Origin of the sequence: Variovorax sp. 679, from assembly GCF_003952185.1 — a bacterium.
In the GTDB taxonomy this organism is placed as follows: domain Bacteria; phylum Pseudomonadota; class Gammaproteobacteria; order Burkholderiales; family Burkholderiaceae_C; genus Variovorax.
In genome coordinates this window covers 77,894-99,947 of sequence record NZ_RXFS01000016.1, presented here as the reverse complement: position 1 = coordinate 99,947, position 22,054 = coordinate 77,894, and the positions used below count along the sequence as shown (strand labels likewise).

Annotated in this window: 21 protein-coding genes; 11 read left to right on the top strand and 10 right to left on the bottom strand. The window is 68.6% G+C overall.

Annotated elements, in window-relative coordinates:
• Position 1: 1 nt before the first annotated feature.
• The 3 genes from EJO71_RS31055 to EJO71_RS31045 all read right to left on the bottom strand — a co-directional run bounded on the left by EJO71_RS31055 (position 2) and on the right by EJO71_RS31045 (position 4,549).
• A complete protein-coding gene (locus EJO71_RS31055; protein ID WP_125952519.1) occupies positions 2-1,312 on the bottom strand; it encodes a cytochrome c peroxidase in 1,311 nt (436 codons plus the stop codon).
• 2 nt (positions 1,313-1,314) lie between these two features.
• Positions 1,315-2,853 (bottom strand): metallophosphoesterase, encoded by a 1,539-nt coding sequence (locus EJO71_RS31050; protein ID WP_125952499.1) that lies wholly within the window; start codon positions 2,851-2,853, stop codon positions 1,315-1,317.
• A 118-nt stretch (positions 2,854-2,971) separates the two neighbouring features.
• Positions 2,972-4,549 carry a phospholipase D family protein gene (locus EJO71_RS31045; protein WP_125952498.1) on the bottom strand — a complete coding sequence of 526 codons (1,578 nt, stop codon included), beginning with the start codon at positions 4,547-4,549 and terminating at the stop codon, positions 2,972-2,974.
• Positions 4,550-4,621: 72 nt separating this feature from the next.
• Between EJO71_RS31045 and EJO71_RS31040 the strand changes: the two genes are divergently transcribed.
• Positions 4,622-5,851, top strand: a complete 1,230-nt coding sequence (locus tag EJO71_RS31040) for a spore maturation protein (protein ID WP_125952497.1) — start codon at positions 4,622-4,624, stop codon at positions 5,849-5,851.
• On the opposite strand, the gene EJO71_RS31035 is transcribed toward EJO71_RS31040, so the two are convergent.
• Positions 5,833-7,836, bottom strand: a complete 2,004-nt coding sequence (locus tag EJO71_RS31035; protein ID WP_125952496.1) for an alkyl sulfatase dimerization domain-containing protein — start codon at positions 7,834-7,836, stop codon at positions 5,833-5,835. The genes EJO71_RS31040 and EJO71_RS31035 overlap by 19 nt on opposite strands.
• Before the next feature lie 73 nt (positions 7,837-7,909).
• On the opposite strand from EJO71_RS31035, the gene EJO71_RS31030 reads away from it, so the two are divergent.
• From EJO71_RS31030 to EJO71_RS31020, 3 genes are read left to right on the top strand one after another with little or no spacing between them, the layout of a single operon-like run.
• Positions 7,910-8,827: a LysR family transcriptional regulator gene (locus EJO71_RS31030; RefSeq protein ID WP_125952495.1), complete on the top strand. Its 918-nt coding sequence runs from the start codon at positions 7,910-7,912 to the stop codon at positions 8,825-8,827.
• A 41-nt stretch (positions 8,828-8,868) separates the two neighbouring features.
• Positions 8,869-9,378, top strand: coding sequence for a flavin reductase family protein (locus tag EJO71_RS31025; RefSeq protein ID WP_125952494.1), 510 nt, complete (start codon positions 8,869-8,871; stop codon positions 9,376-9,378).
• Positions 9,375-9,890, top strand: coding sequence for a BON domain-containing protein (locus EJO71_RS31020; protein WP_125952493.1), 516 nt, complete (start codon positions 9,375-9,377; stop codon positions 9,888-9,890). Before EJO71_RS31025 ends, EJO71_RS31020 begins: the two co-directional genes overlap by 4 nt.
• Before the next feature lie 11 nt (positions 9,891-9,901).
• Here EJO71_RS31020 and EJO71_RS31015 read toward each other — a convergent pair whose 3' ends face one another.
• The 5 genes from EJO71_RS31015 to EJO71_RS30995 all read right to left on the bottom strand — a co-directional run bounded on the left by EJO71_RS31015 (position 9,902) and on the right by EJO71_RS30995 (position 14,050).
• Entirely contained in the window at positions 9,902-10,234 is a 333-nt protein-coding gene (locus EJO71_RS31015; RefSeq protein WP_125952492.1) for a multidrug efflux SMR transporter, read from the bottom strand.
• A gap of 154 nt (positions 10,235-10,388) precedes the next feature.
• On the bottom strand, positions 10,389-11,189 hold the full coding sequence (locus EJO71_RS31010) for an ABC transporter permease (RefSeq protein ID WP_125952491.1): 801 nt from the start codon (positions 11,187-11,189) through the stop codon (positions 10,389-10,391).
• 10 nt (positions 11,190-11,199) lie between these two features.
• Positions 11,200-11,967: an ABC transporter ATP-binding protein gene (locus tag EJO71_RS31005; RefSeq protein WP_125952490.1), complete on the bottom strand. Its 768-nt coding sequence runs from the start codon at positions 11,965-11,967 to the stop codon at positions 11,200-11,202.
• Positions 11,964-12,926 carry an ABC transporter substrate-binding protein gene (locus tag EJO71_RS31000; protein ID WP_125952489.1) on the bottom strand — a complete coding sequence of 321 codons (963 nt, stop codon included), beginning with the start codon at positions 12,924-12,926 and terminating at the stop codon, positions 11,964-11,966. Before EJO71_RS31000 ends, EJO71_RS31005 begins: the two co-directional genes overlap by 4 nt.
• Positions 12,923-14,050 carry an aryl-sulfate sulfotransferase gene (locus EJO71_RS30995; RefSeq protein ID WP_240651574.1) on the bottom strand — a complete coding sequence of 376 codons (1,128 nt, stop codon included), beginning with the start codon at positions 14,048-14,050 and terminating at the stop codon, positions 12,923-12,925. Before EJO71_RS30995 ends, EJO71_RS31000 begins: the two co-directional genes overlap by 4 nt.
• Positions 14,051-14,163: 113 nt before the next feature.
• Here EJO71_RS30995 and EJO71_RS30990 point away from each other — a divergent pair, with 113 nt between their 5' ends.
• The 3 genes from EJO71_RS30990 (at position 14,164) to EJO71_RS30980 (ending at position 17,043) form a co-directional block, all read left to right on the top strand.
• Entirely contained in the window at positions 14,164-15,117 is a 954-nt protein-coding gene (locus EJO71_RS30990) for a LysR family transcriptional regulator (protein ID WP_125952487.1), read from the top strand.
• Between the two features lie 76 nt (positions 15,118-15,193).
• Entirely contained in the window at positions 15,194-16,102 is a 909-nt protein-coding gene (locus EJO71_RS30985) for a DMT family transporter (RefSeq protein ID WP_125952486.1), read from the top strand.
• Positions 16,099-17,043 carry a glutaminase gene (locus EJO71_RS30980; protein ID WP_125952485.1) on the top strand — a complete coding sequence of 315 codons (945 nt, stop codon included), beginning with the start codon at positions 16,099-16,101 and terminating at the stop codon, positions 17,041-17,043. The genes EJO71_RS30985 and EJO71_RS30980 overlap by 4 nt, the downstream gene beginning before the upstream one ends.
• Before the next feature lie 10 nt (positions 17,044-17,053).
• Here EJO71_RS30980 and EJO71_RS30975 read toward each other — a convergent pair whose 3' ends face one another.
• Positions 17,054-18,040 carry an SDR family oxidoreductase gene (locus EJO71_RS30975; RefSeq protein WP_125952484.1) on the bottom strand — a complete coding sequence of 329 codons (987 nt, stop codon included), beginning with the start codon at positions 18,038-18,040 and terminating at the stop codon, positions 17,054-17,056.
• 95 nt (positions 18,041-18,135) lie between these two features.
• Between EJO71_RS30975 and EJO71_RS30970 the strand changes: the two genes are divergently transcribed.
• From EJO71_RS30970 to urtB, 4 genes are all read left to right on the top strand, one after another.
• Positions 18,136-19,074 carry a LysR family transcriptional regulator gene (locus EJO71_RS30970; RefSeq protein ID WP_125952483.1) on the top strand — a complete coding sequence of 313 codons (939 nt, stop codon included), beginning with the start codon at positions 18,136-18,138 and terminating at the stop codon, positions 19,072-19,074.
• Positions 19,071-19,565 carry a hypothetical protein gene (locus EJO71_RS30965; RefSeq protein WP_125952482.1) on the top strand — a complete coding sequence of 165 codons (495 nt, stop codon included), beginning with the start codon at positions 19,071-19,073 and terminating at the stop codon, positions 19,563-19,565. The genes EJO71_RS30970 and EJO71_RS30965 overlap by 4 nt, the downstream gene beginning before the upstream one ends.
• A gap of 379 nt (positions 19,566-19,944) precedes the next feature.
• Positions 19,945-21,138, top strand: a complete 1,194-nt coding sequence (urtA, locus tag EJO71_RS30960; protein WP_093300517.1) for an urea ABC transporter substrate-binding protein — start codon at positions 19,945-19,947, stop codon at positions 21,136-21,138.
• Positions 21,139-21,143: 5 nt separating this feature from the next.
• A complete protein-coding gene (urtB, locus tag EJO71_RS30955; RefSeq protein ID WP_125952481.1) occupies positions 21,144-22,046 on the top strand; it encodes an urea ABC transporter permease subunit UrtB in 903 nt (300 codons plus the stop codon).
• Positions 22,047-22,054: the final 8 nt, after the last annotated feature.

The following is a 22,054-nucleotide window of genomic DNA, read 5'->3' as shown; positions in this document are numbered from 1 at the left end:
GCTACTTCGTCGCCGGCTTCGGCATGGCCGCCACATAGCGCGCGTCGGTCAGGGTGCCGAGGAAGGCGCTGATCTCGTCGATCTCCTCGTCGGTCAGCGCCGGCGTGGTGCCGGGGCGGCGGTTCATCGGCGTGGAGTTGACGTTGATGTTGCCTCGGTAGGCCGCCGGCACGTCGTCGAAGGTCGGCTTGCCGTGGTACCACTTCGCCGGATCGGTCGAGCGCGTGGCGTAGAACGCGACGGCATCGCGCAGGGTGGTGAACACGCCGTTGTGCATGAAGCTCTGGCGCACCGCCACGTTGCGCAGCCCCGGCGTACGAAAGTAGCCGCACCACTGGTTGGGCTCCGGCCAGCGCAGCTGCGCGGCCGTGCGGCACAGGCCGTTGTCGAAGCGGCGCGGATCGTGGTTGGCGGGCAGCGAGAGGTTGCGCGGCACGGCGATGGCGTCGTAGCCGAAGTCGGTGAAGAGCGAGCGCTCCGGCCGGCTCGATGTGTCGGACAGTGTGTGGCACGACATGCAGTTGCCCTTGTCCGGGTTCTTGAACAGCGCGAGGCCGCGCGTTTCCTGCGGGCTCAGCGGCGTGCGCTTGCGCAGGTAGTCGTCGAAGCGCGAAGTGAAAGGCGCCATCTCGTCGCTCTGCAGGTAGGCCTGCAGCGCATGTCCGATGCCCTTCACCGCCTGCTCGGGGTCGCGCAGCACCCGGGGTCCGAAGGCCAGCGACATCGCAGGCGCGAGATCGGTGCCGCGCAGCTTGCGCAGCAGGCTTTGCGGCGAGGCGTTGTTCATCTCGTCGCGGTCGAACAGCGGGCCGCGCGCCTGCTCGGCCAGCGTGTCGGCGCGGCCGTCGGCGAAGAGGCCGCCGAAGGGCGAGGCGAGCGGCGCGTCGTCGTCCTGGTAGAAATGCCGCCGCGGCACATAGCGCACGTACAGCAGCGACGGCGCGGTGCGCGCGCTGAAATGGCCGGGACGGCTGCCCTGCGGCGTGCGCGGGCCGGCCAGCGAAGGCGCGTTCAGCGTCGAGGTGAAGGCGCGCAGCGGGTCGTGGCAACTGGCGCACGAGGTGCCCTGCGGCTGCGACAGCCGCGTGTCGAAGAAGATGCGCTTGCCCAGCGCGGCCAGCGCCGGGTCGGGCTTGAAGGTGGCGGCAGTGGGATCGACGCGCGCGGAGATCTTCGGCGTGGCGCCGATGCGATCGATCACCACGCTCGGCGGGCCGCCTGGGTTGATCTCCACCGTGGTCGCGGCAAGGACGACGGCAGTCGCACCCGGCCAGGCCAGGCATGCGGCCACCACCGCCAGCGCAGCGCGCATCGTCACGGCGTGAGGAAGCCGGTCTTGTCGCAAGCCAGTGTCCGGCCGGTCTGCGCGCAGGTGGCAAGCAGCTTGCAGGCCACCGTGTAGGCCTTGAAGGTCCAGCCCACGTCGGGCGCGGCCTTGCGCTCCATCAGCATGAAACCGAAGGTGTTGTGGTGCGTGATGCGGTCGACCGTCACGTCCGGCGCGGGCGAGGTGCCGGCGGCCAGCGGGTCGGGCAGCGCCACGTCGAGGTTGTCGCCGCCGTTGCCCGACACCACGGTGGCGGGATGGTCGGTGGCGAAGTTGAGCGCCTGGAAGTCGTGCACGTGGCCGTGCAGGGCGATGTGCACGCCGCTCGGGTAGTAGGCCTTCGGGTTGAGGTTGCCCATCACCGACTGCAGCGCGAGGTTGCCCGATGCCGGGGTCGAGCCCGCGATCGGCGCGAAGGCCAGGATCGGATGGTGGTTGGTGAACATCGTGGTCGTGATGCCTGCCTTGGCGGCCAGCGTGGCGACGGTCTGGAACTGCTTCTGGTAGGCGATGAACTGCGGGTCGTCCGTCTTCAGCGCCGCCTTGCCGGCCTTGGCCGAGTCGAACACGATGACCTGCGAACCCGTGCCCAACTGCACCGCGTACGGCTCCGAATAGTTGCCGGTGCTGTCGTTGGCCGGGTCGTTGCACGAGCGCTTGTCGGAGTACGGGCGCGGATCGAGGAAGCGCATCCAGCCCTGGCCGCCGCGCGCGCATTCCTCGTGGTTGCCGCGCACCAGGATCCAAGGCGCCTTGGCCAGCAGCGGCGCAGCGGGCTTGAAGAAGTCGGCTTGCCAGGTGTCCCAGCCGTAGCCCCAGGGGCTGCCCTTGCAGCCGGCAATGTCCTTCGGGCATTCGTTCTCGCGATAGTGGTAGTCGCCGATGTGCAGCACCAGATCGGGATTGAAGCTCGCGGCGGTGACGGCCAGCGGCGCAAACGGCCATACGGTGCTGTCGTTGCACGGCTGGTAGGCGTTGTCGGCCTTCTTCAGGCGGCAGCCGGTGTCGGCCAGTACCAGCACGCGCTGCGGCTCGGTCTTGGGCAGCGGGAGCGTGCGGCTGCCGATGGTGGCCTGCGTCGCGTCGGCGGGCAGCTTGGTTTCGCAGGACGAGACGGGGAAGGCAGAGGGCTTCGAATCGGCCGGGTCGCTGGCAGTGGTGCGCAGCGCCACGGTACCGGCACCGGCACGCAAGGTCATGCGCGTCGTCTTGCCGTCCACTGAGATCTGTGGGCACGCGGCATTGGCGTCAGCCGTGGTGGCAGAGGCAGGTGCGGTGTAGCTGGTGATGGCGCGCGCGATGGCCGCATTGTTGTCGCCGATCTCCACCCAGGTGGCCTGCAAGTTGGCGTCGGCTGACGCTGCGTCGAGTTGAAGGGAAGTGAGTCCGGGAGCGATCGACTGGCCGCCACCGCCGCCATCGCAGCCCTGCAACAGGGCGGCGGCTGCAACGATGGTGAGTCCCGCGAGCCACCGCAGGTCGGACATGGCTGGCGGTGCCGGCGGCACCGGGGGCATTGCGCGCATCTGGAATCCCTCTGGTTGTTGTGTCGTGGGACGCCGCAATCTAGAGGGGCAGTGTGCAATCCGTATTACACGGCCACACGGCAGCCTGCGCGCCGCGGGCGCGCAGTGAAAGCACCGGCTACAGCAGCTCTTCGCCCACGATGGGCAGCAGCAGCCAGTTCTTGAAGCGCAGCCAGAGGAATTCGCCGGGCTCGTCTTCATGGACGATGTCGCCGCCGGCATCGTCGTACTCCAGCCACTGCACGCGCCGGCCGTCGGGGCCCAGGCGCAGCCGGTAGCCGAGGTTGACGCGCTCGCCGCTCATGAGCCTGTCGTAGTCCTTCACCAGTTCCGGACTGTCGATGACCAGCCCCATCTCGGTGTTGACCGCAGCCGAGCGGTGATCGAGGTTCATCGAGCCGACGAAGAAGCGATCGTCGTCGACGATCGCCAGCTTGGCGTGCAGCCGGCTGATCGACTTGCCGAAATCGCCGAAGCGCCCCGAGCGCCCGGTGAGCGTGGGCGCGATCTCGTAGATGGTCACGCCGATCTTCAGCATGTCGGCGCGGTAGCGCTCGTAGCCCGCATAGGCCAGCGGCTCGTCGGTGGCGCCCAGCGAATTCGTCACCACCGTGATGCGCCCGCCGCGCTCGATCGCCGCCTTCATCATCGCCATGCCGCGCGTGCCCGGAATGAAGTACGGCGAGCCGATCTTCACCTCGCGCCTCGCCGAATTGATGACGTGCAGCGCGCCCTCCGTCACGCTGCCGGCGTAGGCGGCGTCGGCCTTGCGCGTGATCTTCTCGGGGTCGTCCACGAACAGCGTCGACGTCGCCCAGTAGCGCTCGACGTTGCCGGCGATGAGCTGCTGCCCCACCGGCGACTTGTCGAGCACGTCGCGCTGGTGCATGGCCACGTCGGGCACCGCGGTGCGCGCTATCTCGTCGAAGCGCTTCTGCGCCTGCTCCACCGGCATGCGCAGCGGTGCGATCTGCTCGATGGGACGCACGTGCTCGCTGTTCCAGTAGCGGTCGAAACCCTCGGACATCTGGCGCACCACCGGGCCGCTGGACAGCACGTCCATGTCGATGAAGTTCGCCGCCGTGCTGCGCATGAAGTATTCGTTGGCGATGTTGCGGCCGCCCGAGACCGCGAAGCTGTTGTCGGCCACCAGCAGCTTGTTGTGCATGCGGTGGTTGATGCGGCCGAAGTCGGTCAGCGAGAACAGCAGCCGCGTCGCCAGCGAATCGGCGCGCGAGGGCAGCGGGTTGAACAACCGCACCTCGATGTTCGGGAACGCCGACAGCGTGCTGAACACCTCGTCCTCGCCGCCCGTGTAGAGGTCGTCCACCAGCAGCCGCACGCGCACGCCGCGCGCCGCGGCCTCGCGCAGCTCCTTGAGGAAAAGCAGGCCGACGTCGTCCTTCTGGATCAGGTAGTACTGCACGTCGAGCGATTTCTCGGCGTGCCGCGCGAGCGAGATGCGCGCATCGAACGCGAACGCCGCCTCGGGCAGCAGCCGGAAGCCCGAAAGCGCCGTCGACCCGCCCGGCGTGCCCTTGGCCGCGAGCTGCCCCAGTTCGGTCTGCGACACATCGGTGACCGCCGTGACCACCGGGCGCGGCTGCGGCGGCGGCAGGCTCGCGCAGCCCGCCAGCCAAAGGGCGGCGGCGCCCGTTGCGAGAGCGACGAATCGGCGGACGATGGAGGCGCGCATGGGCCGAACTGTAGCTCGCGGCGGCCCCGGATGGCGGGCCTATCATCGAAGCGAAACAAAAGGAAAAGAAGCGTGCTCAACGGCTTGTGGCTTGGTTTCTTCGGGGTGGCGGCGCTGGCGGCGCTGGGGCGGTGGCTGGTTGGAGGCGACCCCACGGTGTTCGCGGCGCTGGTCGAGAGCCTGTTCGCCATGGCGCGGCTGGCGGTCGAGGTGATGGTGCTGCTCTTCGGCACGCTCACGCTCTGGCTGGGCTTCCTGCGCATCGCCGAGGCGGCGGGGCTGGTCGGCTGGCTCGCGCGGCTGCTGGGGCCGCTCTTCCGGCGTCTCATGCCGGGCGTGCCGGCGGGGCATCCGGCGCTGGGGCTCATCACAATGAATTTCGCGGCCAACGCGCTGGGGCTGGACAACGCCGCCACTCCCATCGGCCTGAAGGCGATGCGCGAGCTGCAGCGGCTGAACCCCGACCCTGCGACGGCCACCAACGCGCAGATCCTCTTTCTTGTACTCAATGCCTCGTCGCTGACGCTGCTGCCGGTCACCATCTTCATGTACCGCGCGCAGCAGGGCGCGGGCGACCCGACGCTGGTGTTCCTGCCGATCCTGCTGGCCACCAGCGCCTCCACGCTGGTCGGGCTGCTGTCGGTGGCGGTGGCGCAGCGCCTGCGGCTGTGGGACCCGGTCGTGCTGGCCTACCTGGTGCCGGGAGCGCTACTGCTCGGCGGTTTCATGGCGCTGCTGGGCACGCTCTCGGCGACGGCCATCGCCTCGTTGTCGTCGCTGCTGGGCAACCTCGCGCTGTTCGGCGTGATCGTGGTGTTCCTGCTGGCCGGTGCCATCCGACGCATCAAGGTGTACGAGTGCTTCATCGAGGGCGCGAAGGAAGGCTTCGACATCGCGAAGAACCTGCTGCCGTACCTCGTCGCCATGCTGTGCGCCATCGGCGTGCTGCGCGCTTCTGGTGCTCTCGACTTCGCGCTGGACGGTCTGCGCTGGCTGGTGAGCGCGAGCGGCTTCGACACGCGCTTCGTCGACGCCATGCCCACCGCGCTCGTCAAGCCCTTCTCGGGCAGCGCCGCGCGCGCGATGCTGATCGAGACCATGAAGAGCCAGGGCGTCGACAGCTTCCCAGCGCTGGTGGCCGCCACCATCCAGGGCAGCACCGAGACCACCTTCTACGTGCTGGCCGTGTACTTCGGCGCGGTCGGCATCCAGCGCACGCGGCACGCGGTGTCATGCGCGCTGCTGGCCGAGCTGGCCGGCGTGGTGGCGGCCGTCGCGGTCTGCTACTGGTTCTTCGGCTGAGCCTTGGGCTCGACGATCGGGAACATCGGTTCGAAGGTATCGAGCATCGACATCAGCTCCGCCAGCTTCGCGCGGTCGCCGTCGATCTTCACCTTGCCAGTGAGCACCGCCGCCGGAAAGCTCGTCTCCTTCAGCGTGACCGCATCGAGCGTGGCGCGGCTCAGCGCCACTGTGGCATCGGCCCCCTGCTGCTGCCCGGCGATGTGCGTAAGCGCCGAGTTCTCCAGCGTCAGCACGAACTGCTGGTTGGAATCGGTGAAGTTCCAGTTGATGACCATCTTCTTTCCCTCGGCCTTGGCAGCGTCGAGCCGCACGCCGAGGAAGTCGAAGAACAGGTCGTTGCTCACGGCCTTCAGCGTATCGGCATTGGAGCTGTTGCCGCCCGGGATCTTCGGCACGCCGTTGCGCAGCTCCATCGCGCCCACGAGGTAGGCGCTGCGCCAGGTGCCGGCCTCCGACTGGTAGCCCATCTGCTCGAGCGCATCGGCGCCCAGCTCACGGGCCGCGCGATTGGTCGGGTCGGCATACACGAGCTGGCTCATCGCGCTGGCCACCCAGCGGAACTCGCCCTTCTTGAAGTCCTCGCGCGCACGCGCCAGCACTGCGTCGGCACCACCCATGTACTCGACCGTCTTCCTCGCGTAGGCGACCGGCGGCAGCGGGTTCAGGTTGGCGGGGTTGGCGTCGTACCAGCCCAGGTACTTCTGGTAGACGGCCTTGGCGTTGTGCCGCAGCGTGCCGTAGTAGCCGCGCGCGGACCATTCCTGCTCCAGGCTCGCGGGCATGCGCAGCGTCTCGGCGATGTCGGCCGATGTGTAGCCCTGGTTGAGAAGGCGCAGCGACTGGTCGTTGATGAACTTGTACATGTCGCGCTGCTTCTTCAGCAGGTCGACGATCCGGTCCTGCCCGAAGGTGGGCCAGTGGTGCTGCGCGATCAGCACCTCGGCCTTGTCGCCGAAGGCCACGCGCGCCTCGTCGATGTACTTCGACCACAGGTTGCCGTCGCGCACCTCGGCACCGCGGATGGTGTAGAGGTTGTGCATGTTGTGCGTCACGTCCTCCGCCATGTTGAGCACGCGGAACTGCGGCAGGTACATGAGCATTTCCGATGGCGCCTCGGAGCCCGGCACCAGCCTGAAGACGAACTGCACGCCGTCGATGGTGCGCTCTTCCGTCGGCTTGTCGATGGTGGACGTGGGCGCGATCAGCGACATGGTGCCGCGCGCCAGCGCCTTGCCCAGCCCCGTGTCGACCTGCCCGCGCGCGCCCGGCGGCAGCAGCGTGCCGAACTGGTACTGCGAGCGCCGGCTCATCGCGTTGCCCGCGAGGATGTTCTCGGCCACCGCCGTTTCCATGAAGCCCGAGGGCGCGAGCACCTGCACCTTGCCGGCCTTCACGTCGGCCTCGTCGATCACGCCCTTCACGCCGCCGAAGTGGTCGGCATGGCCATGCGTGTAGATCGCCGTGCCCACCGGCTTGCGCGGGCGGTGCTGGTAGTAGAGCTCGAGCGCGGCGCGCGCAGTCTCGGCGGCCAGCAGCGGATCGATCACGATCAGCGAGCTGTCGCCTTCCACGATGGTCATGTTGGCGATGTCGAAGCCACGCACCTGGTAGACGCGATCGGTCACCTTGAACAGGCCGTGGATCGCGTTGAGCTGCGCCTGGCGCCACAGGCTCGGGTTGACGGTGTCGGCCGGCGCGTCGGCCTTGAGGAAGTCATAGGGCTTCATGTTCCAGACCGGGCGCACGCCGGAGCCCGGCACCAGCGCGTCGGGCACGGTGCCGACGAAGCCATGCATCGCGTCCTCGAAGTCCTGCCGGTTGGCGAAGGGCAGCGTCTTCGCCATGTCGGCGTTGGCCTGCAGCGTGGAAGGCTCCGGCGCCTTGGGCGCGACCTGGGCGAACACCGGCGAGGCTCCCAGCGCACAGGCCAACGCAACGAGCACGACGGGAAAGGAGCGGTATGAAGGGGATGGGGCTTGCATCCGGCGATTCTGCGAAGCGCCAGAAGCATTGGCAAATGCAAAATATGAGCTTCCTTTTGAAGCAAAACGCAAAATGCAGCTTCGCCAGCTCCAGCATCTCGTCGCCCTCGCGGACCAGGGCAGCTTCGGCCGCGCGGCGCAGGCGGTGCACCTTTCGCAACCCGCTTTCTCGCGCAGCATCGAGAACCTCGAAGAAGGCCTGCAGGCGCGCCTGGTCGACCGCGCCTACGGCAGCGTTCGCTTCACGCAGGCCGGCGAACTGGTGCTGGCGCGCGCCCGCGAACTGCTGGCCGACGCGCAGCAGATCGCGCACGACGTGCTGCAACTCGAAGGCCTGGCCATCGGTAGCCTCGCCGTGGGCTTCGGCCCCTTCGCCGCCGGCACGCTGGGCCGCGCGGCGCTGTCGCTCATGACCCAGCGCCACCCGCAGCTGCAGATGCGCATGGAGGTGGCCGACACCGCCACCCTGTGCGAGCGACTGCACCGCCGCGAGCTCGACCTGTTCGTCGCCGACACGCGCGACATGACGAAGCAGCAGCCCGGCCTGAAGCTCGCGCGGCTGCCCAACCTGCCGGTGTCGTTCTTCGTGCGGCCGAAGCACCCGCTGCTCAAGCTCAGGCAGCCGCCCACGCTCGAGAAGCTCATGGCCTACCCCGTCGCCGGCCCGCGCATGCCGGCGGAGGTCTCGGTGCAGTTCGACCGGGCGGCCCCGCGCGGCGACCGCGACCTGTTCAACGTGACCTGCGACGACGCCGGCACGCTGCGGCACCTTGCGCTCACGGCCGACGCGGTGATCCTCGCGCCCGTCGCCCCGGTACCCGGCCACGATACGGACACGCTCGTGCCCCTGCCGGTGGCGGGCCTGGCGCGCATGCAGACGCACTACAGCCTCGTGACCCTGGCGGGGCGCGCGCCCTCCCCCGCCGCTGCCGCCTTCACCCGGCTGGTGGCGCAGTTGATGGACCGCGCCGGGCAGCCCGGCGACCGCTGAGCCAAAATGGCCCTCCGCCTTCAAGCCATTGCGTCTTTTCAGTGACCACTCCCCGCCGGGCCCAGCCGCCCTCCTTTTCGTCCGACGAGTTCCGCGAAGCCCTCGGCATGTTCGCCACCGGCGTCACCGTCGTGACCGCGCGCGCGGCCGACGGCACACTGGTCGGTCTCACGGCCAACTCCTTCAATTCGGTGTCGCTCACGCCGCCGCTGGTGCTGTGGAGCCTGTCGCGCGCGGCCGGCTCGATGCCAGCGCTCAGCGCCGGCTCGCACTACACGGTGAACATCCTGGCGGCCAACCAGAAGGCGCTGGCCGAGCGCTTCGCCACCAAGAACATCGACCGCTGGGCCGACGTGGCCTTCACCGAGGGCCTGGGCGGCGCGCCGGTGCTGGCGGGCGCGGCGGCCAGCTTCGAGTGCTTCAACCGCAGCCGCTACGACGAAGGCGACCACGTGATCTTCGTGGGCGAGGTCGAGCGTTGCACCCACGACGAGGGCGCCTCGCCGCTGCTGTTCCACGGCGGGCGCTTCTACACAGAGCATCCCTTGTGACCCGACACCCTGCGCTCCTGCTCGTCCTGCTGCTCGCCGCGCAGACCGGCACGGCGCAGGAAGCAGCGAACGGGCCGGCCAACGCGCCGATCAAGCAGAACTGGTTCGACGACCCGTTCTTCCAGCTGTCGTCGGGCCTGCCGGCCTGCGCCGTGCCGGAAGGCCCGTTCTACACGACGGAAGAACGCCGCCTGCAGACCCATTCGCGTCTCGAGCGCGGCACCACCTGCTGGCTGGCCGGCAAGTGCGCCGACAGCAACGCCTACCGCTACGACAAGCCGCTCGCGCCCAGGGTGCGCGCCGCGCTGCTGGCCGTGCCGGGCGTGAAGAAAGGCAGCGTGTGGGTCATCATCCAGCGCCGCTGGGTCTACCTGCAGGGCTGTGTGCCGAACGCGGCACTGGCGAAGAAGCTCGAAAGCGCGGCGCGCGCGGTGGCCGACGTGGAGACCGTCGTGCCCGACCTGATGACCGGCACACGGGGCAAGCCGCCCTATCCGCTGGCCGATCGCTGACCGTTTGTGCACTAGCGCGCATCGAGGTTGAGCACGACGACGCCGGCCACGATCATGGCGACGCCGGCCGCCCGAAGGAGCGTCACCGACTCACCGAACCAGATGATGCCGAACGCTGCGATCAACGCGGTGCCGCTGCCCGCCCACACCGCATAGGCGAGTCCTGTTTCCAGGTGCCTGACCGAGATCGACATCAGCCAGATCGCAGTCGCATAGGAAACCCCGACCACCAGGGACGGGACGAGGCGCGTGAATCCGTCTGCATGCCGGAGCGCGATCGTCCCCGCGACTTCTGCGGCAACGCTGGCCGCAAGCAGCAGCCATGAGAAGGTTTGCGGGCCCACTGAATATCCCTCGGGCCCTGCATCTATACCGGATGCAGAGCCGAGCGAAGGGAAGCGGTACCCGGAATGAATGGCCGATGCTAATGGAAACCTGCGACAGCCCTCTATCAGTCCATTCACCACGAACATCACGGAAGGGGGCGCGGTCCCGGCGCTACAGCGCCGACTCGTGCCAGTGCCGCAACAGCAGCCGCCCGATCGCGCTCACCACAAGGAAGAACAGGAAGCCCAGCAGCGTGGCCGCGATCACCTCGGCGAAGAGCAGTGCCGTGTACATGCGCCCCTGCGCGAACACGATCTGCACGCCCAACCCGCCTTCGGCATTGCCCGAGCCGATGATGAACTCACCCACGATGGCGCCGATCACCGACAGCCCCGCCGAGATGCGCAGCCCCGCGAAGATGTGCGGCAGCGCGCCCGGCAGCCGCAGCTTCCAGAACGACACCAGTCCGCCCGCGCGGTGCAGCGCGAACAGCTCCGCGAGATTGCGCGAGGTCGAGCGCAGGCCCAGCATCGTGTTGTTGATGATCGGGAAGAGCGACATGATGAAGCTCACGATCACCACCGAGAACTCGTTGTAGCCGAACCAGAGCACGATGAGCGGCGCGATCGCCACCACCGGCACGGTCTGCAGCAGCACCGCGTACGGGTACAGGCTGCGCTCCAGCAGCCGCGACTGCGCCAGCACCGCGGCGCCCGCGATGCCGACGATGATGGCCAGCGCGTAGCCCAGCAGCGCCTCCTTCAGCGTGGAGAGCGTGGCACCCGCGAGCGTTGCGGCGTTCTCGGCGGTGGCCGCCGCCACTTCCTGCGGCGAGGGCAGCAGGTAGCCCTTGCCCTGGTAGACGGTGGCGCTCAGCAGCCACCAGAGGCCGATGGCGAGCAGCGCGACCACCAGCACGGGGGCGGCGTTGCGCGCGAAGGCCATTGCCGGGGAGGAATCGGATCGGGTCATCGCCATCCCCTCAAGCCACTGCCTGCGCGTGATGCTGCGCGCGCAGCACCGACGTCACCTGCCCCGTGAGCGCGGCAAAGTCCGCGCTGGCGCGCAGTTCGGGCGCGCGCGGGAATTCGAAAGGCACGTCGATCACGTCCAGGATGCGCCCCGGCCGCGGCGACATCACCACCACCCGGTTCGACAGGTACACCGCCTCGTGCACGTTGTGCGTCACCAGCACGCCGGTGAAGCCGGCCTGCCGCCACAACGACGAGAGCTCTTCCTGCAGCACGTCGCGCGTGAGTTCGTCGACCGCCGCCAGCGGCTCGTCGAGCAGCAGCAGGCCGGGGCGCAGGGCCAGCGCGCGCGCCAGCGACAGCCGCATGCGCATGCCGCCCGAGAGCTGGTGCGGATACGACTTCTCGAAGCCCGCGAGCCCCACCAGCTTCAGCGCCTCTGCCGCGCGCGGGCGGTAGCTGTCGGGTGAATGCCCTTCGAGCTCCATCAGCAGCTGCGCGTTGCGCTCCACGGTGCGCCATGGCAGCAGCGCGGCCTCTTGGAACACGAAGGCGGTCTCGATGCCCTCGGGCCGCGTGCAGCGCCCGGTGCTCGGCGCGATGAGCCCCGCCATGATGCGCAGCAATGTCGACTTGCCGCAGCCCGAGGGTCCGACGATGGAGACGAACTCGCCCGGGCGCAGCGCGAAGTCGACCGCGCCCAATGCCTGCAACCCCTCGTCCTTGCGGGTGCCGAAGCGCTTCGACACGCCTTCCAGCCCGACGGCCGCGCCGCTCATGGATTGCAGCCCGGCACCAGCGTGCGGTCGTAGCCCTGCTTCGCGTCGAAGCCCGCCGGCAGGAAGCCGACGGTGCGCAGCTGGCCCGCCAGCTCGTTCCAGCGCGCATCCGTCATGCAGCCGATGCGGCCGAGGTCGTGCGAGATCAGCGTCTCGATCATTTCCTTGTTGGCCGCGTCGTAGATCTCGGGCGTCATCTGCTTGTTCATGCCGGTGATCAGCGGCTTGAGCCCCGAGGGGTCGCGCACGTAGCTGGCCCAGCCCTTCTGCACCGCCGCGATGGTGGCCTTCACCAGCGCGGGGTTCCTGCGGATCATGTCGTCGGTGGTGAAGAGCACGTTGTAGGGCTTGTAGCCCAGCGAGGCCAGCGTGATCTGCTGCACCTGCACGCCGGCCGCGGCCATGCGCGCTGGCAGGAAGAGCGAGTAGCCCTGCTGCACCAGCTTCGGGTCGTTGCGGAAAAGGCTGAGGTCGCCGCTCACCGGGATCTCGCGCGTGCCGGCGAGCTTGTACTGTTTCTTCGTCCACTCCCAGTAGGCGTTGCCGAGGTTCACCGCGAAGGTGCGGCCCTGCAGGTCGGCGATGGACTTCACGGCCGGATCGGCGTGATAGACCAGCGTGTAAGGCACGTAGTCGAGGTGCGCGAACACCGCGCGCACCGGCGCGCCGCGCAGGCGGGCGAGCAGCACGTCGTCGGCATTGCCGATGCCGAACTCGGCCTGGCCCGAGGCCACCTGCGGAATGGTCTGGATCTTCGGGCCGCCCTGCAGCACGCTGATCTCGATGCCGGCTTCCTTGCCGAGCTTGTCCTGCTGGGCCTGCCAGTAGCCGGCCTGGTCGGGCTGGGCGAACCAGTTGGCGAGGATGCGCACGGGCCTGGGCGCATCGGCGGCCTGCGCCATGAACGGCAGCGCCATGGCCAGCGGAAGTGCCAGACGGCGAAGAGCGGAAGAAATCATGATGCGGAAACCTTGAGCCAGGGAAGTTGCGCCGCGCTGTAGCGGAAGGTCTGGAACACGCTGTTCTGGCGGCCGGGCACGTACTTGCGCGCGGCCTCGTCGGGGTACTCGGCGAACCACGGAATCACGTACTCCCACACCACCTCGCCGGCCGGCGTGACCTCGAACAGGCGCCCCGTGGCCGACTCGGTGACGTGCGTGTTGCCGTTGGGCAGGCGCTGCGCGCTGCCCATGTAGGCGGTGTAGAACGCGTTGACCAGCTCGTCCGCGTACTGCCACACGACCTCGTTGGAGGCCGGGTCGATTTCGAGAACGCGCGAGAACGCCACATGCTTGCCGGTGCGGAAGTTGCCGTTGTCGAAAGCAAGAACGTTGCCGTTCTCCAGCGCAACCGGCGCGTGCTGGTGCGACAGCACCGACGGCGGAATGTGCAGATTCACGCCGCCCGTGGCCTTGTCGATGCCGACGATGCCCGAGGTGGTGCGCAGGCTCATGAGCACCAGCCCGTCGGCCGTCACGTCGAGCCCGTTCACCAGCGGCCAGTGGGTGCGGCCGAAACCGGGGTGGATCGGGAAGTCTTCCGGCGCCAGGTGCTCCCAGGCCTTCCACTCCCACACGAGCCTGCCGTCGCGGTCGACCTCGCGGATCACGTCGCCGTACATCGCCTCGTCGGGGCCGTGGGCGGTGCCGCCGGGCACGCGTTCGGCGAAGCCGGCCGGCACCGGCGCACAGCCGGCGTACAGCAGGTGGCCGTTGGCCAGCCAGCGGGCGTCGTGGTGGTGCGTCGGGTCCTGGTAGCGCCAGACGATCTCGCCCTCGGGCGTGGCCTCGTAGAAATCGCCGCCGTGCCACAGCGACCAGGCCGGGTAGATCTCGGGCGAATCGGCGTGGTTGCCGTTGTAGCCCAGGTTGCCGTTCGGCAGGATCACGGCCGCGCGGCCCGGGCGCACCGGCATCTTCCACTGGTGCGCGACGCGACCCTCGATGTCGATGAGGTAGACGTTGCCGTCGTCGGTCTGCGGCGCGATCAGGGTGTAGCCGCCGGCGCTCAGCGCCGGGTCGTGGGCGATCAGGCCGGTGCCGCGGCGGCGCTGGGTGATCTGGTCGACGGTGGTGGTGGTCACGGAAACGAACCTCGGGAGATGGAAGGAAGGTGCGAATCTAGGCCGCATCGCCCGTCAGGAAAATCTGTTTGTTTCGTACGGCGCGTATAGAAAATCCATACACTCCCGCCACCATGCGCGCCATCTCCCAGACCTTCCGCTGTTTCGACGAAGTGGCCCGCCGCGGCTCGGTGCGCAAGGCGGCCGAGGCGCTGCACCTCACGGCCGCCGCCGTGCACCAGCAGGTGCTCAACCTCGAGGAGCAGGTGGGCACGCCGCTGTTCGACCGGCTGCCGCGCGGCATGCAGCTGACCACCGCGGGCGAGATCATGGTGGCGGCCGTGCGGCGCGGGCAGCGCGACTTCGACAACGCGCTGGCCCAGGTGGAAGACCTGCGCTCGCTGCGGCGGGGGCACATCAACGTGGCGGTGCCGCATTCGTCGGCCGAGCAGCTGGTGCCCGAGGTCATCGAGACGGCCATGAGGAACTACCCCGGCGTGACCTACGGCGTGCGCTCGGGCAGTGGCGAGAACATCCTGAAGTGGGTGGCCAACGGCGAATCGGACATCGGCTTCTGCCTGCGCCGCAAGCCGCCGCCCGGCGTGGAGGAGATCCGCGCGTTCCCGCAGCACCTGGGGCTGGTCACGCCGCCGGGCCATCCACTGGCGGCGCTCGGCAAGCTGCCGCGGCTGCGCGACTGCCTGGACCACCCGCTGATCCTCATGACGCCCGACACCGAGCTGCGCGCCATGGTCGACCAGATCGACCACCGCGAGCACCGCAAGGTGCGCCCGCTGGTTGAGACCAGCTCTGTCGCGATGGTACGGCGGCTGGTGGCCGGCGGCACCGGCATCGGCTTCCTCATTCCCGAGAACGTGGCCGAGGACGTGGAGCGCGGCACGCTGGTGTGGACCGGACTGGCCGACGCCGGTGCCCGCTCTTTCAGCTGCCTCTACCAGCGCTCGGGCCAGACGACCACGGTGGCCATGGGCATGTTCCTGCAGTTCCTGGAGGCCGCGCTGCAGGCCATCGGCCAGCGCTTCGAGCGGCAGGCGCCGCTGCCCGCGCTGGACGCCTTTGCCCAGTGAGCCCGCGCGGAATTTGCCAGCGCGATACGATCATCGGATGAATTGAGCGGCCATCCGCCGCCATCGACTGCCCCGAATGATCCAGCGCAAGACCCACCTCGACAGCCTCGCCATCGGCCTGCTCATCGCCTGCTGCGCCTTCTGGGGCCTGCAGCAGATCCTCATCAAGACCACCGTGGCCGAGGTGCCGCCGATGTGGCAGGCCTCGATCCGCATGATCGGCGCTACCGCGCTGCTGTGGCTGTGGTGCGTGTGGCGGCGCGTGCCGCTGTTCGAGCGCGACGGCACTCTGTGGCCCGGGCTGCTGGCCGGCCTGCTGTTCTCGGGCGAATTCGCCGGCATCTACCTGGGGCTGCAGCACACCAGCGCCTCGCGGCTCACGGTGTTCCTCTACACCGCGCCCTTCTGGGTGTCGCTGCTGCTGCCGCGCTGGGTGCCGGCCGAGCGGCTGCGCGGCTTCCAGTGGCTGGGGCTCTTCATCGCGTTCTCAGGCGTGGTGCTGGCCTTCAGCGAGGGCTTCGCCCACATGAGCTCGTCGCAGCTCATCGGCGACGGCATGGCGCTGGCGGCCGGCATGCTCTGGGGCCTGACCACGCTCACGCTGCGCACCACGCGCCTGGCCACGGCCAGCGCGGAGAAGACGCTCTTCTATCAGGTGGCGGTGACTGCGGCGATGTGCCCGGTGCTGTCGCTGGCGCTCGGTGAGCACTGGGGCTTCTCGTATTCCGCGTGGGCCTGGACTTCCATCGGCCTGCAGACGGTGGTCGGCGCCTTCGCCAGCTACCTCGCGTGGATGTGGCTGCTGCGGCACTACCCGGCCACGCAGATGTCGTCCTTCACCTTCCTCACGCCGCTGTTCGCGCTGGTGTTCGGCGTGGCGCTGCTGAAGGAGCCGCTCACGGCGCAGCTGATCGTGGCGCTCATCGGCGTGGCGCTGGGCATCGTGCTCGTGAACCGGCGGCCTGCGGTACAACGCACCGCATGAGCAGCAAGACCAGCAAATTCCAGCCCGTCCTCGACGAGATCGTCGCCACCCTGCGGCCGCAGCTCGGCCAGGGCGGCACCGTGGCCAGCTACATCCCGGCGCTCGCGCGCGTCGACGCGCGGCAGTTCGGCATCGCGCTGCGCACCTGCGACGGCGAGGAAGCCGGCGCGGGCGACTTCGAGACGCCCTTCTCCATCCAGAGCGTGTCGAAGCTCTTCACGCTCACGCTCGCCATGCAGCGCATGGGCGACGCGCTGTGGGAGCGCATCGGCCGCGAGCCTTCGGGCAACCCGTTCAACTCGCTGGTGCAGCTGGAGAACGAACAGGGCAAGCCGCGCAACCCGTTCATCAATGCCGGCGCCATCGCGGTGGCCGACCGGCTGGTGAGCCAGGCGAAGGCCGGCGGCGGTAGCGCCAAGGCAGACATCCTCGCGCTCATGTCGAACCTGTGCGGCGAGCCCATCGCCTTCGACGACGAAGTGGCGCAATCGGAGGCCGACACGGGCTTTCGCAACGTCGCGCTGGCCAATTTCATGAAGAGCTTCGGCAAGATCGACAACGACGTCTCGACCGTGCTCGACACCTACTTCCACCAGTGCGCACTGCGCATGAGCTGCCGCCAGCTCGCGCGCGCCGCCGCCTTTCTGTGCCGCGACGGAGCGCATCCGATCGACGGCGAGCCCGAGATCACCGGCGAGCGGCAGACGCGCCGCATCAACGCGCTGATGCTGACCTGCGGCACCTACGACGCGGCGGGCGACGTGGCCTTCTCGATCGGCCTGCCCTGCAAGAGCGGCGTGGGCGGCGGCATCGTGGCGGTGGTGCCCGACAAGCTCACGCTGTGCGTCTGGTCGCCCGCGCTCGACGCCACCGGCAATTCGCTGCTGGGCATGAAGGCGCTGGAGCTGTTCGTGACGCGCACGGGGCTGTCGGTCTTCTGAGCGGCACCGCTCAGGCTGCGGCCGCCACCGGCGCCGTCGCCAGGCAGCCCACGCCGTCGAGCGCCGCTTCCACCGCCTCGTCGAGCGGCGTGTGCGGCTCGCGGCCGAGAAAGGCGACCAGCTTCGCGTTGTCCATGCCCACGGGCGTGCGCCACAGGTAGCGCATCTCGCGCATTTCGCGGAAGGTGACGACGAAGGGCGAGGCCAGCGTCAGCAGCCACCACGGAAAGGCCGACACGCCGACCCTGTTGCCGGTACGGCGCGCCACCGCCTTGCGGATGGCGTCGCTCATGCGCGTGCCGTCGGCGTCCCAGTGGCCGGCCATGTGGAAGCGCGCGAAGGGCTCGAGCCGGTCGCGCCGCGCCAGCAGCTCGACCATGGTGCGCGCCACGTCGGGCAGGTACGACCACTGGTGGCCCACGCCCGCACTGCCGGGATAGCTCACGGCCTTGACCGGCTGCCCCGCCTTCACCAGCCCTTGCGAGAACCAGTTGTTGCCCGCCTTCGGGCCGAAGAAATCGCCGGCACGCACGATCAGCACCCGCGCGCCCTGGCGGCTGGCTTCCTCGAGGCGCTTTTCCATCTCGACGCGGATCGCGCCCTTGCGGGTAAGTGGGCGCTGCGGCGATTCCTCGGCCAGCAGCGGGAAGGCGTCGGGACCGAAGTTGTAGACCGTGCCGGGCAGCACGACGGTCGCGCCCTCGGCCTTTGCGGCAGCGATGGTGTTGTCGAGCATCGGCAGCACCAGTTCCGACCAGTTGCGGTAGCCCGGCGGATTGACCGCATGCACGATGACCGAGCAGCCCTTGGCCGCCCGCCGCACGGCCTGCGCGTCCATCGCATCGCCGGCCATCCAGGTGATGCCTTCGCGTTTTCCTTCCTGCGCATCGCGCTTCAGTGCGCGCACCTCCCAGCCCGCATCGTGCAACTGGCGAGCCACTTCGCCGCCGATGCCGCCCGTCGCGCCAAGAACCAGAACCGTGTCGTTGCGTGCCATGAAATGCTCCAGAACAGTTGTCGATGGACGAATTCTGGGTTCGGGCGGGTTCGAATGGAATTGCCGAACATGATCTATCGGCCATACATTTATGTATGACTTCGAACATCGGCTGGGAGCTATACCGCACCTTCCTCGGCGTGCTGCGCGAGGGCTCGCTCTCGGGCGCCGCGCGCGCCCTCGGCATCACCCAGCCCACGGCCGGGCGCCACGTGGCGGCGCTCGAGGACGCACTGGGCACGGTGCTCTTCACGCGTTCGCAGACGGGGCTGCTGCCCACCGAGGTGGCGCTGGCGCTGCGCACGCATGCCGAGGCCATGGAGAGCACCGCGGCCTCGCTGGAGCGCGCCGCCAGCAGCCAGGGCGAAGGCGTGCGCGGCGTGGTGCGCGTGTCGGCCAGCGAGGTGGTCTGCGCGGAGGTGCTGCCGCCCATCGTCGCGAGGCTGCGCGAGACGCACCCGGCGCTGAAGGTCGAACTGGTGTCGACCAACCGCGTGCAGGACCTGCTGCGGCGCGAGGCCGACATCGCCGTGCGCATGGTGCGCCCCAGGCAGGAGCAGCTGGTGGCGCGCCGCATCGGCAACATCGAGCTGGGCTTCCATGCGCATCGCGACTACCTCGCCCGCCACGGCACGCCGCGCAGGCTCGAAGAACTCGCCGCGCATTCGCTGATCGGCTACGACCAGCCCACGGCCTTCGTGCGCGACGCGGGCAAGTCGCTCAAGGGCTTCACGCGCGACACTTTTTCGCTGCGCACCGACAGCGACCTCACGCAGCTCGCGCTGATCCGCGCCGGCGCCGGCATCGGCATCTGCCAGGTGGCGCTGGCCGCCTCCAACCCCGCGCTGGTGCGGCTGGTGCCGCGCGGCTTCTCGCTGAAGCTCGACACCTGGGTCACGATGCACGAAGACCTGCGCGGCAGCCCGCGCTGCCGTGCCACCTTCGACGCGCTGGCCGAGGGCCTCGCGCGCTACATCGGCGGGGCCGGGACCGGGGCGAAAATGCTCCGTGCCAGAACGATAGCGACCGAATGACCGAACACACGACAGACTCCGACACCCTACCCCTGCAGGAAGACCGCCTCTGGCGCGACGACCGCTGGACCGCCCGCATCATCAAGAACCAGGAAGACGACGGCTGGGCCGTCGAGATGACCCGCCACGGCGATCCCGAGCCCGCCCTGATCGGCCCCTGGACCATGGGCCGCGACAAGAAGAACCCCAAGCCGCTGGACGGCCCCGCCTTCTCCACGCTGGTGAAGACCGCCGCCGAAGTCATCCGCCGCCACGAGCAGCAGCTGCACGCCACGCTCAACAAGAGCGTGACCGTCACCGCGCGCGACGACCGGCGCGTGCGCGTGGCGCTGGCCATCGTGCCCGACGAGGACAACCCCTCGGCCACGCTCACGGCGTACGACGACGCGGACGACTCCGAACTCGCCAGCGTGAACGTGTCGCCTGCCTTCAGGCTCACGGCCGCAAGCGCCAGCGCATGGATCGAGTCGGGCTACGCGCGCCCGCGCTGAGCGCGAATAACACATGAATCGCTTTTTCGCCAATTAGCGAAAAAGCGTATGTTCATGCCGGGGTGAGTTGAGAAGAATCCGCCCCAACGAGCAATCGTTACCAGTCATACGACACCCGCTGCCAGTGCTGCCAGCGAGGCGTCGGGCAACAAAGCCCGAATCGGTTTCACCACCGGTTCGGGCTTTTTTGTTTTCTCGGCCGCAAGAGTGCTTTTTCGAAACGGATGCGCCGCATCCGGTGGCGGAGCCTTGCCCGGAGAAAACCGCACTGGCAGCCGAACGCTCGTTTGCAGGGCCGCGCCGCGGGAGGAGACACCCAACGCGCGGTTCCGAAGGTCGGATCTTCCTGATGACTCGCACAAACACAAAGGAATTTGACATGACGAACGTTTTCAACCGCCGCCAGATCGTGAAGACCGGCGGCTCGATGATCGTGCTGGGCGCCGCGGGCGGCGTGGCCGGCATCGCCTCGGCGCAGGACAGCGGCCCCGTAAAGCTGGGCCTGCTGCATTCGCTCTCGGGCACCATCGCCATCGCCGAGGCCTCGCTGGTCGACGCCGAGAAGCTCGCCATCGAGGAGATCAACGCGGCCGGCGGCGTGATGGGCAGGAAGATCGAAGCCGTGGTGGAAGACGGCGCGAGCGAGAACCCGGTGTTCGCCGAGAAGGCCCGCAAGCTGCTTGAGCGCGACAAGGTCGCGGCCATCATCGGCTGCTACACCTCGGCCTCGCGCAAGGCGCTGCTGCCAGTGCTCAACCAGGCCAAGGGCCTGCTGTTCTATCCGACCTACTACGAAGGCCAGGAGCAGGACAAGCGCGTGTTCTACCCCTCGCAGGAAGCCACTCAGTCGGTGATCGCGGCGGTCGAGTGGATGGCGCGCGAGAAGGGCAAGAGCTTCTTCCTCGTGGGCTCGGACTACATCTACCCGCGCACCTGCAACAAGATCGCCAAGCCGGCCATCGCCAAGGCCGGCGGCAAGGTGCTCGGCGAAGAGTACGCGCCGCTGGGGCACACCGAGTTCTCCTCGATCATCAACAAGATCAAGGCCGCAAAGCCCGACTGCATCTACAGCACCGTGGTGGGCGGCTCCAACGTGGCCTTCTACAAGCAGCTGCGCGCGGCGGGCCTCGACGGCGCCAAGCAGGTGCTGCTGTCCACCGTGGTGTCGGAAAACGAGATCGACGGCATCGGCAAGGACAACGCCGCGGGCTACTACGCCTGCATGGGCTACTTCCAGAGCATCAAGTCGCCGGCCAACGAGAAGTTCGTGAAGGCCTTCAAGGCGAAGTATGGGCAGGACCGCGTGATCGGCGACCCGATGGAAGTGGCCTACAACAGCGTGTACCTCTGGAAGCTGGCGGTGGAGAAGGCCAAGTCCTTCGACGTCGACAAGGTCACGGCGGCCGCCGCGGGCGTCGAGATCGAGGCGCCCGAAGGCACGGTGCGCATACACGCCACCAACCACCATGTGTGGAAAAAGGTGCGCGTGGGCCGCGCGCGGCCCGACGGCCAGTTCGACATCGTGTGGGAATCGCCCCAGCTCGTCGAGCCCAACCCCTTCCCGAAGGTCTGAACGCGATGAACTTCGACATCGCGGTGATGCAGGTGTTCAACGGCGTGAGCCTGTTCACCATCCTGCTGCTGATGGCGATCGGGCTGGCCATCGTGTTCGGCCTGATGGGCGTCATCAACATGGCGCACGGCGAGCTGATGGCCCTGGGCGCCTACATGACCTACCTGGCCGCGCGCTTCTTCGAGCACTTCGCGCCGGGCTTCATGGACCTGTACCTGTTCGCCGCGATTCCGTTCGCGTTCGCGGTGACCTTCGCGTTCGGCTACGTGCTGGAGCGCGGCTTCATCCGCTTCTTCTACGACCGCCCGCTCGACACCCTGCTCGCCACCTGGGGCCTGAGCCTGATGCTGCAGCAGGCCTACCGCTCGATCTTCGGCGCGCAGGAGGTGAGCGTCCCGCTGGCCTCCTGGCTCGCGGGCGCGTGGGAGCCGACGGCGGGCATCCAGCTGCCGCTGAACCGCATCTTCATCGTGGGGCTCACCGCGCTGGTCGCTACCGGCGTGTACCTGCTGCTGTACCGCACATCGTGGGGGCTCAAGGTGCGCGCGGTGACGCAGAACCGCGCGATTGCCGGCGCGGTGGGCATCGACACGCACCGCGTCGACGCCATGACCTTCGCGCTGGGCTCCGGCCTCGCGGGCATCGCGGGCGCGGTGTTCACGATGATCGGCTCGACCAACCCGGGCACGGGGCAGCTCTACATCGTCGACTCCTTCATCGTGGTGGTGTTCGGCGGCGTGCAGAGCCTGGTGGGCACGGCCCTCTCGGGCTTCTCCATCGCGCAGTCGCAGACCTGGCTGGAGTACCTGATGAGCGGCTCGATGGCCAAGGCGACGATCCTGCTGCTGGTGATCGTGGTGCTGTACTTCCGGCCCAACGGGCTGTTCGCCACGCGCTCGAGGAGCTGACGGCATGG

Bases quoted from the DNA above. Each gene is read 5' to 3' on its own strand.
- EJO71_RS31055 (WP_125952519.1), bottom strand. From the start codon at position 1,312: ATGCGCGCTGCGCTGGCGGTGGTGGCCGCATGCCTGGCCTGGCCGGGT.
- EJO71_RS31050 (WP_125952499.1), bottom strand. From the start codon at position 2,853: ATGCGCGCAATGCCCCCGGTGCCGCCGGCACCGCCAGCCATGTCCGAC.
- EJO71_RS31045 (WP_125952498.1), bottom strand. From the start codon at position 4,549: ATGCGCGCCTCCATCGTCCGCCGATTCGTCGCTCTCGCAACGGGCGCC.
- EJO71_RS31035 (WP_125952496.1), bottom strand. From the start codon at position 7,836: ATGCAAGCCCCATCCCCTTCATACCGCTCCTTTCCCGTCGTGCTCGTT.
- EJO71_RS31030 (WP_125952495.1), top strand. From the start codon at position 7,910: ATGCAGCTTCGCCAGCTCCAGCATCTCGTCGCCCTCGCGGACCAGGGC.
- EJO71_RS31010 (WP_125952491.1), bottom strand. From the start codon at position 11,189: ATGACCCGATCCGATTCCTCCCCGGCAATGGCCTTCGCGCGCAACGCC.
- EJO71_RS31005 (WP_125952490.1), bottom strand. From the start codon at position 11,967: ATGAGCGGCGCGGCCGTCGGGCTGGAAGGCGTGTCGAAGCGCTTCGGC.
- EJO71_RS31000 (WP_125952489.1), bottom strand. From the start codon at position 12,926: ATGATTTCTTCCGCTCTTCGCCGTCTGGCACTTCCGCTGGCCATGGCG.
- EJO71_RS30990 (WP_125952487.1), top strand. From the start codon at position 14,164: ATGCGCGCCATCTCCCAGACCTTCCGCTGTTTCGACGAAGTGGCCCGC.
- EJO71_RS30985 (WP_125952486.1), top strand. From the start codon at position 15,194: ATGATCCAGCGCAAGACCCACCTCGACAGCCTCGCCATCGGCCTGCTC.
- EJO71_RS30980 (WP_125952485.1), top strand. From the start codon at position 16,099: ATGAGCAGCAAGACCAGCAAATTCCAGCCCGTCCTCGACGAGATCGTC.
- EJO71_RS30975 (WP_125952484.1), bottom strand. From the start codon at position 18,040: ATGGCACGCAACGACACGGTTCTGGTTCTTGGCGCGACGGGCGGCATC.
- EJO71_RS30970 (WP_125952483.1), top strand. From the start codon at position 18,136: ATGACTTCGAACATCGGCTGGGAGCTATACCGCACCTTCCTCGGCGTG.
- EJO71_RS30965 (WP_125952482.1), top strand. From the start codon at position 19,071: ATGACCGAACACACGACAGACTCCGACACCCTACCCCTGCAGGAAGAC.
- urtA (WP_093300517.1), top strand. From the start codon at position 19,945: ATGACGAACGTTTTCAACCGCCGCCAGATCGTGAAGACCGGCGGCTCG.
- urtB (WP_125952481.1), top strand. From the start codon at position 21,144: ATGAACTTCGACATCGCGGTGATGCAGGTGTTCAACGGCGTGAGCCTG.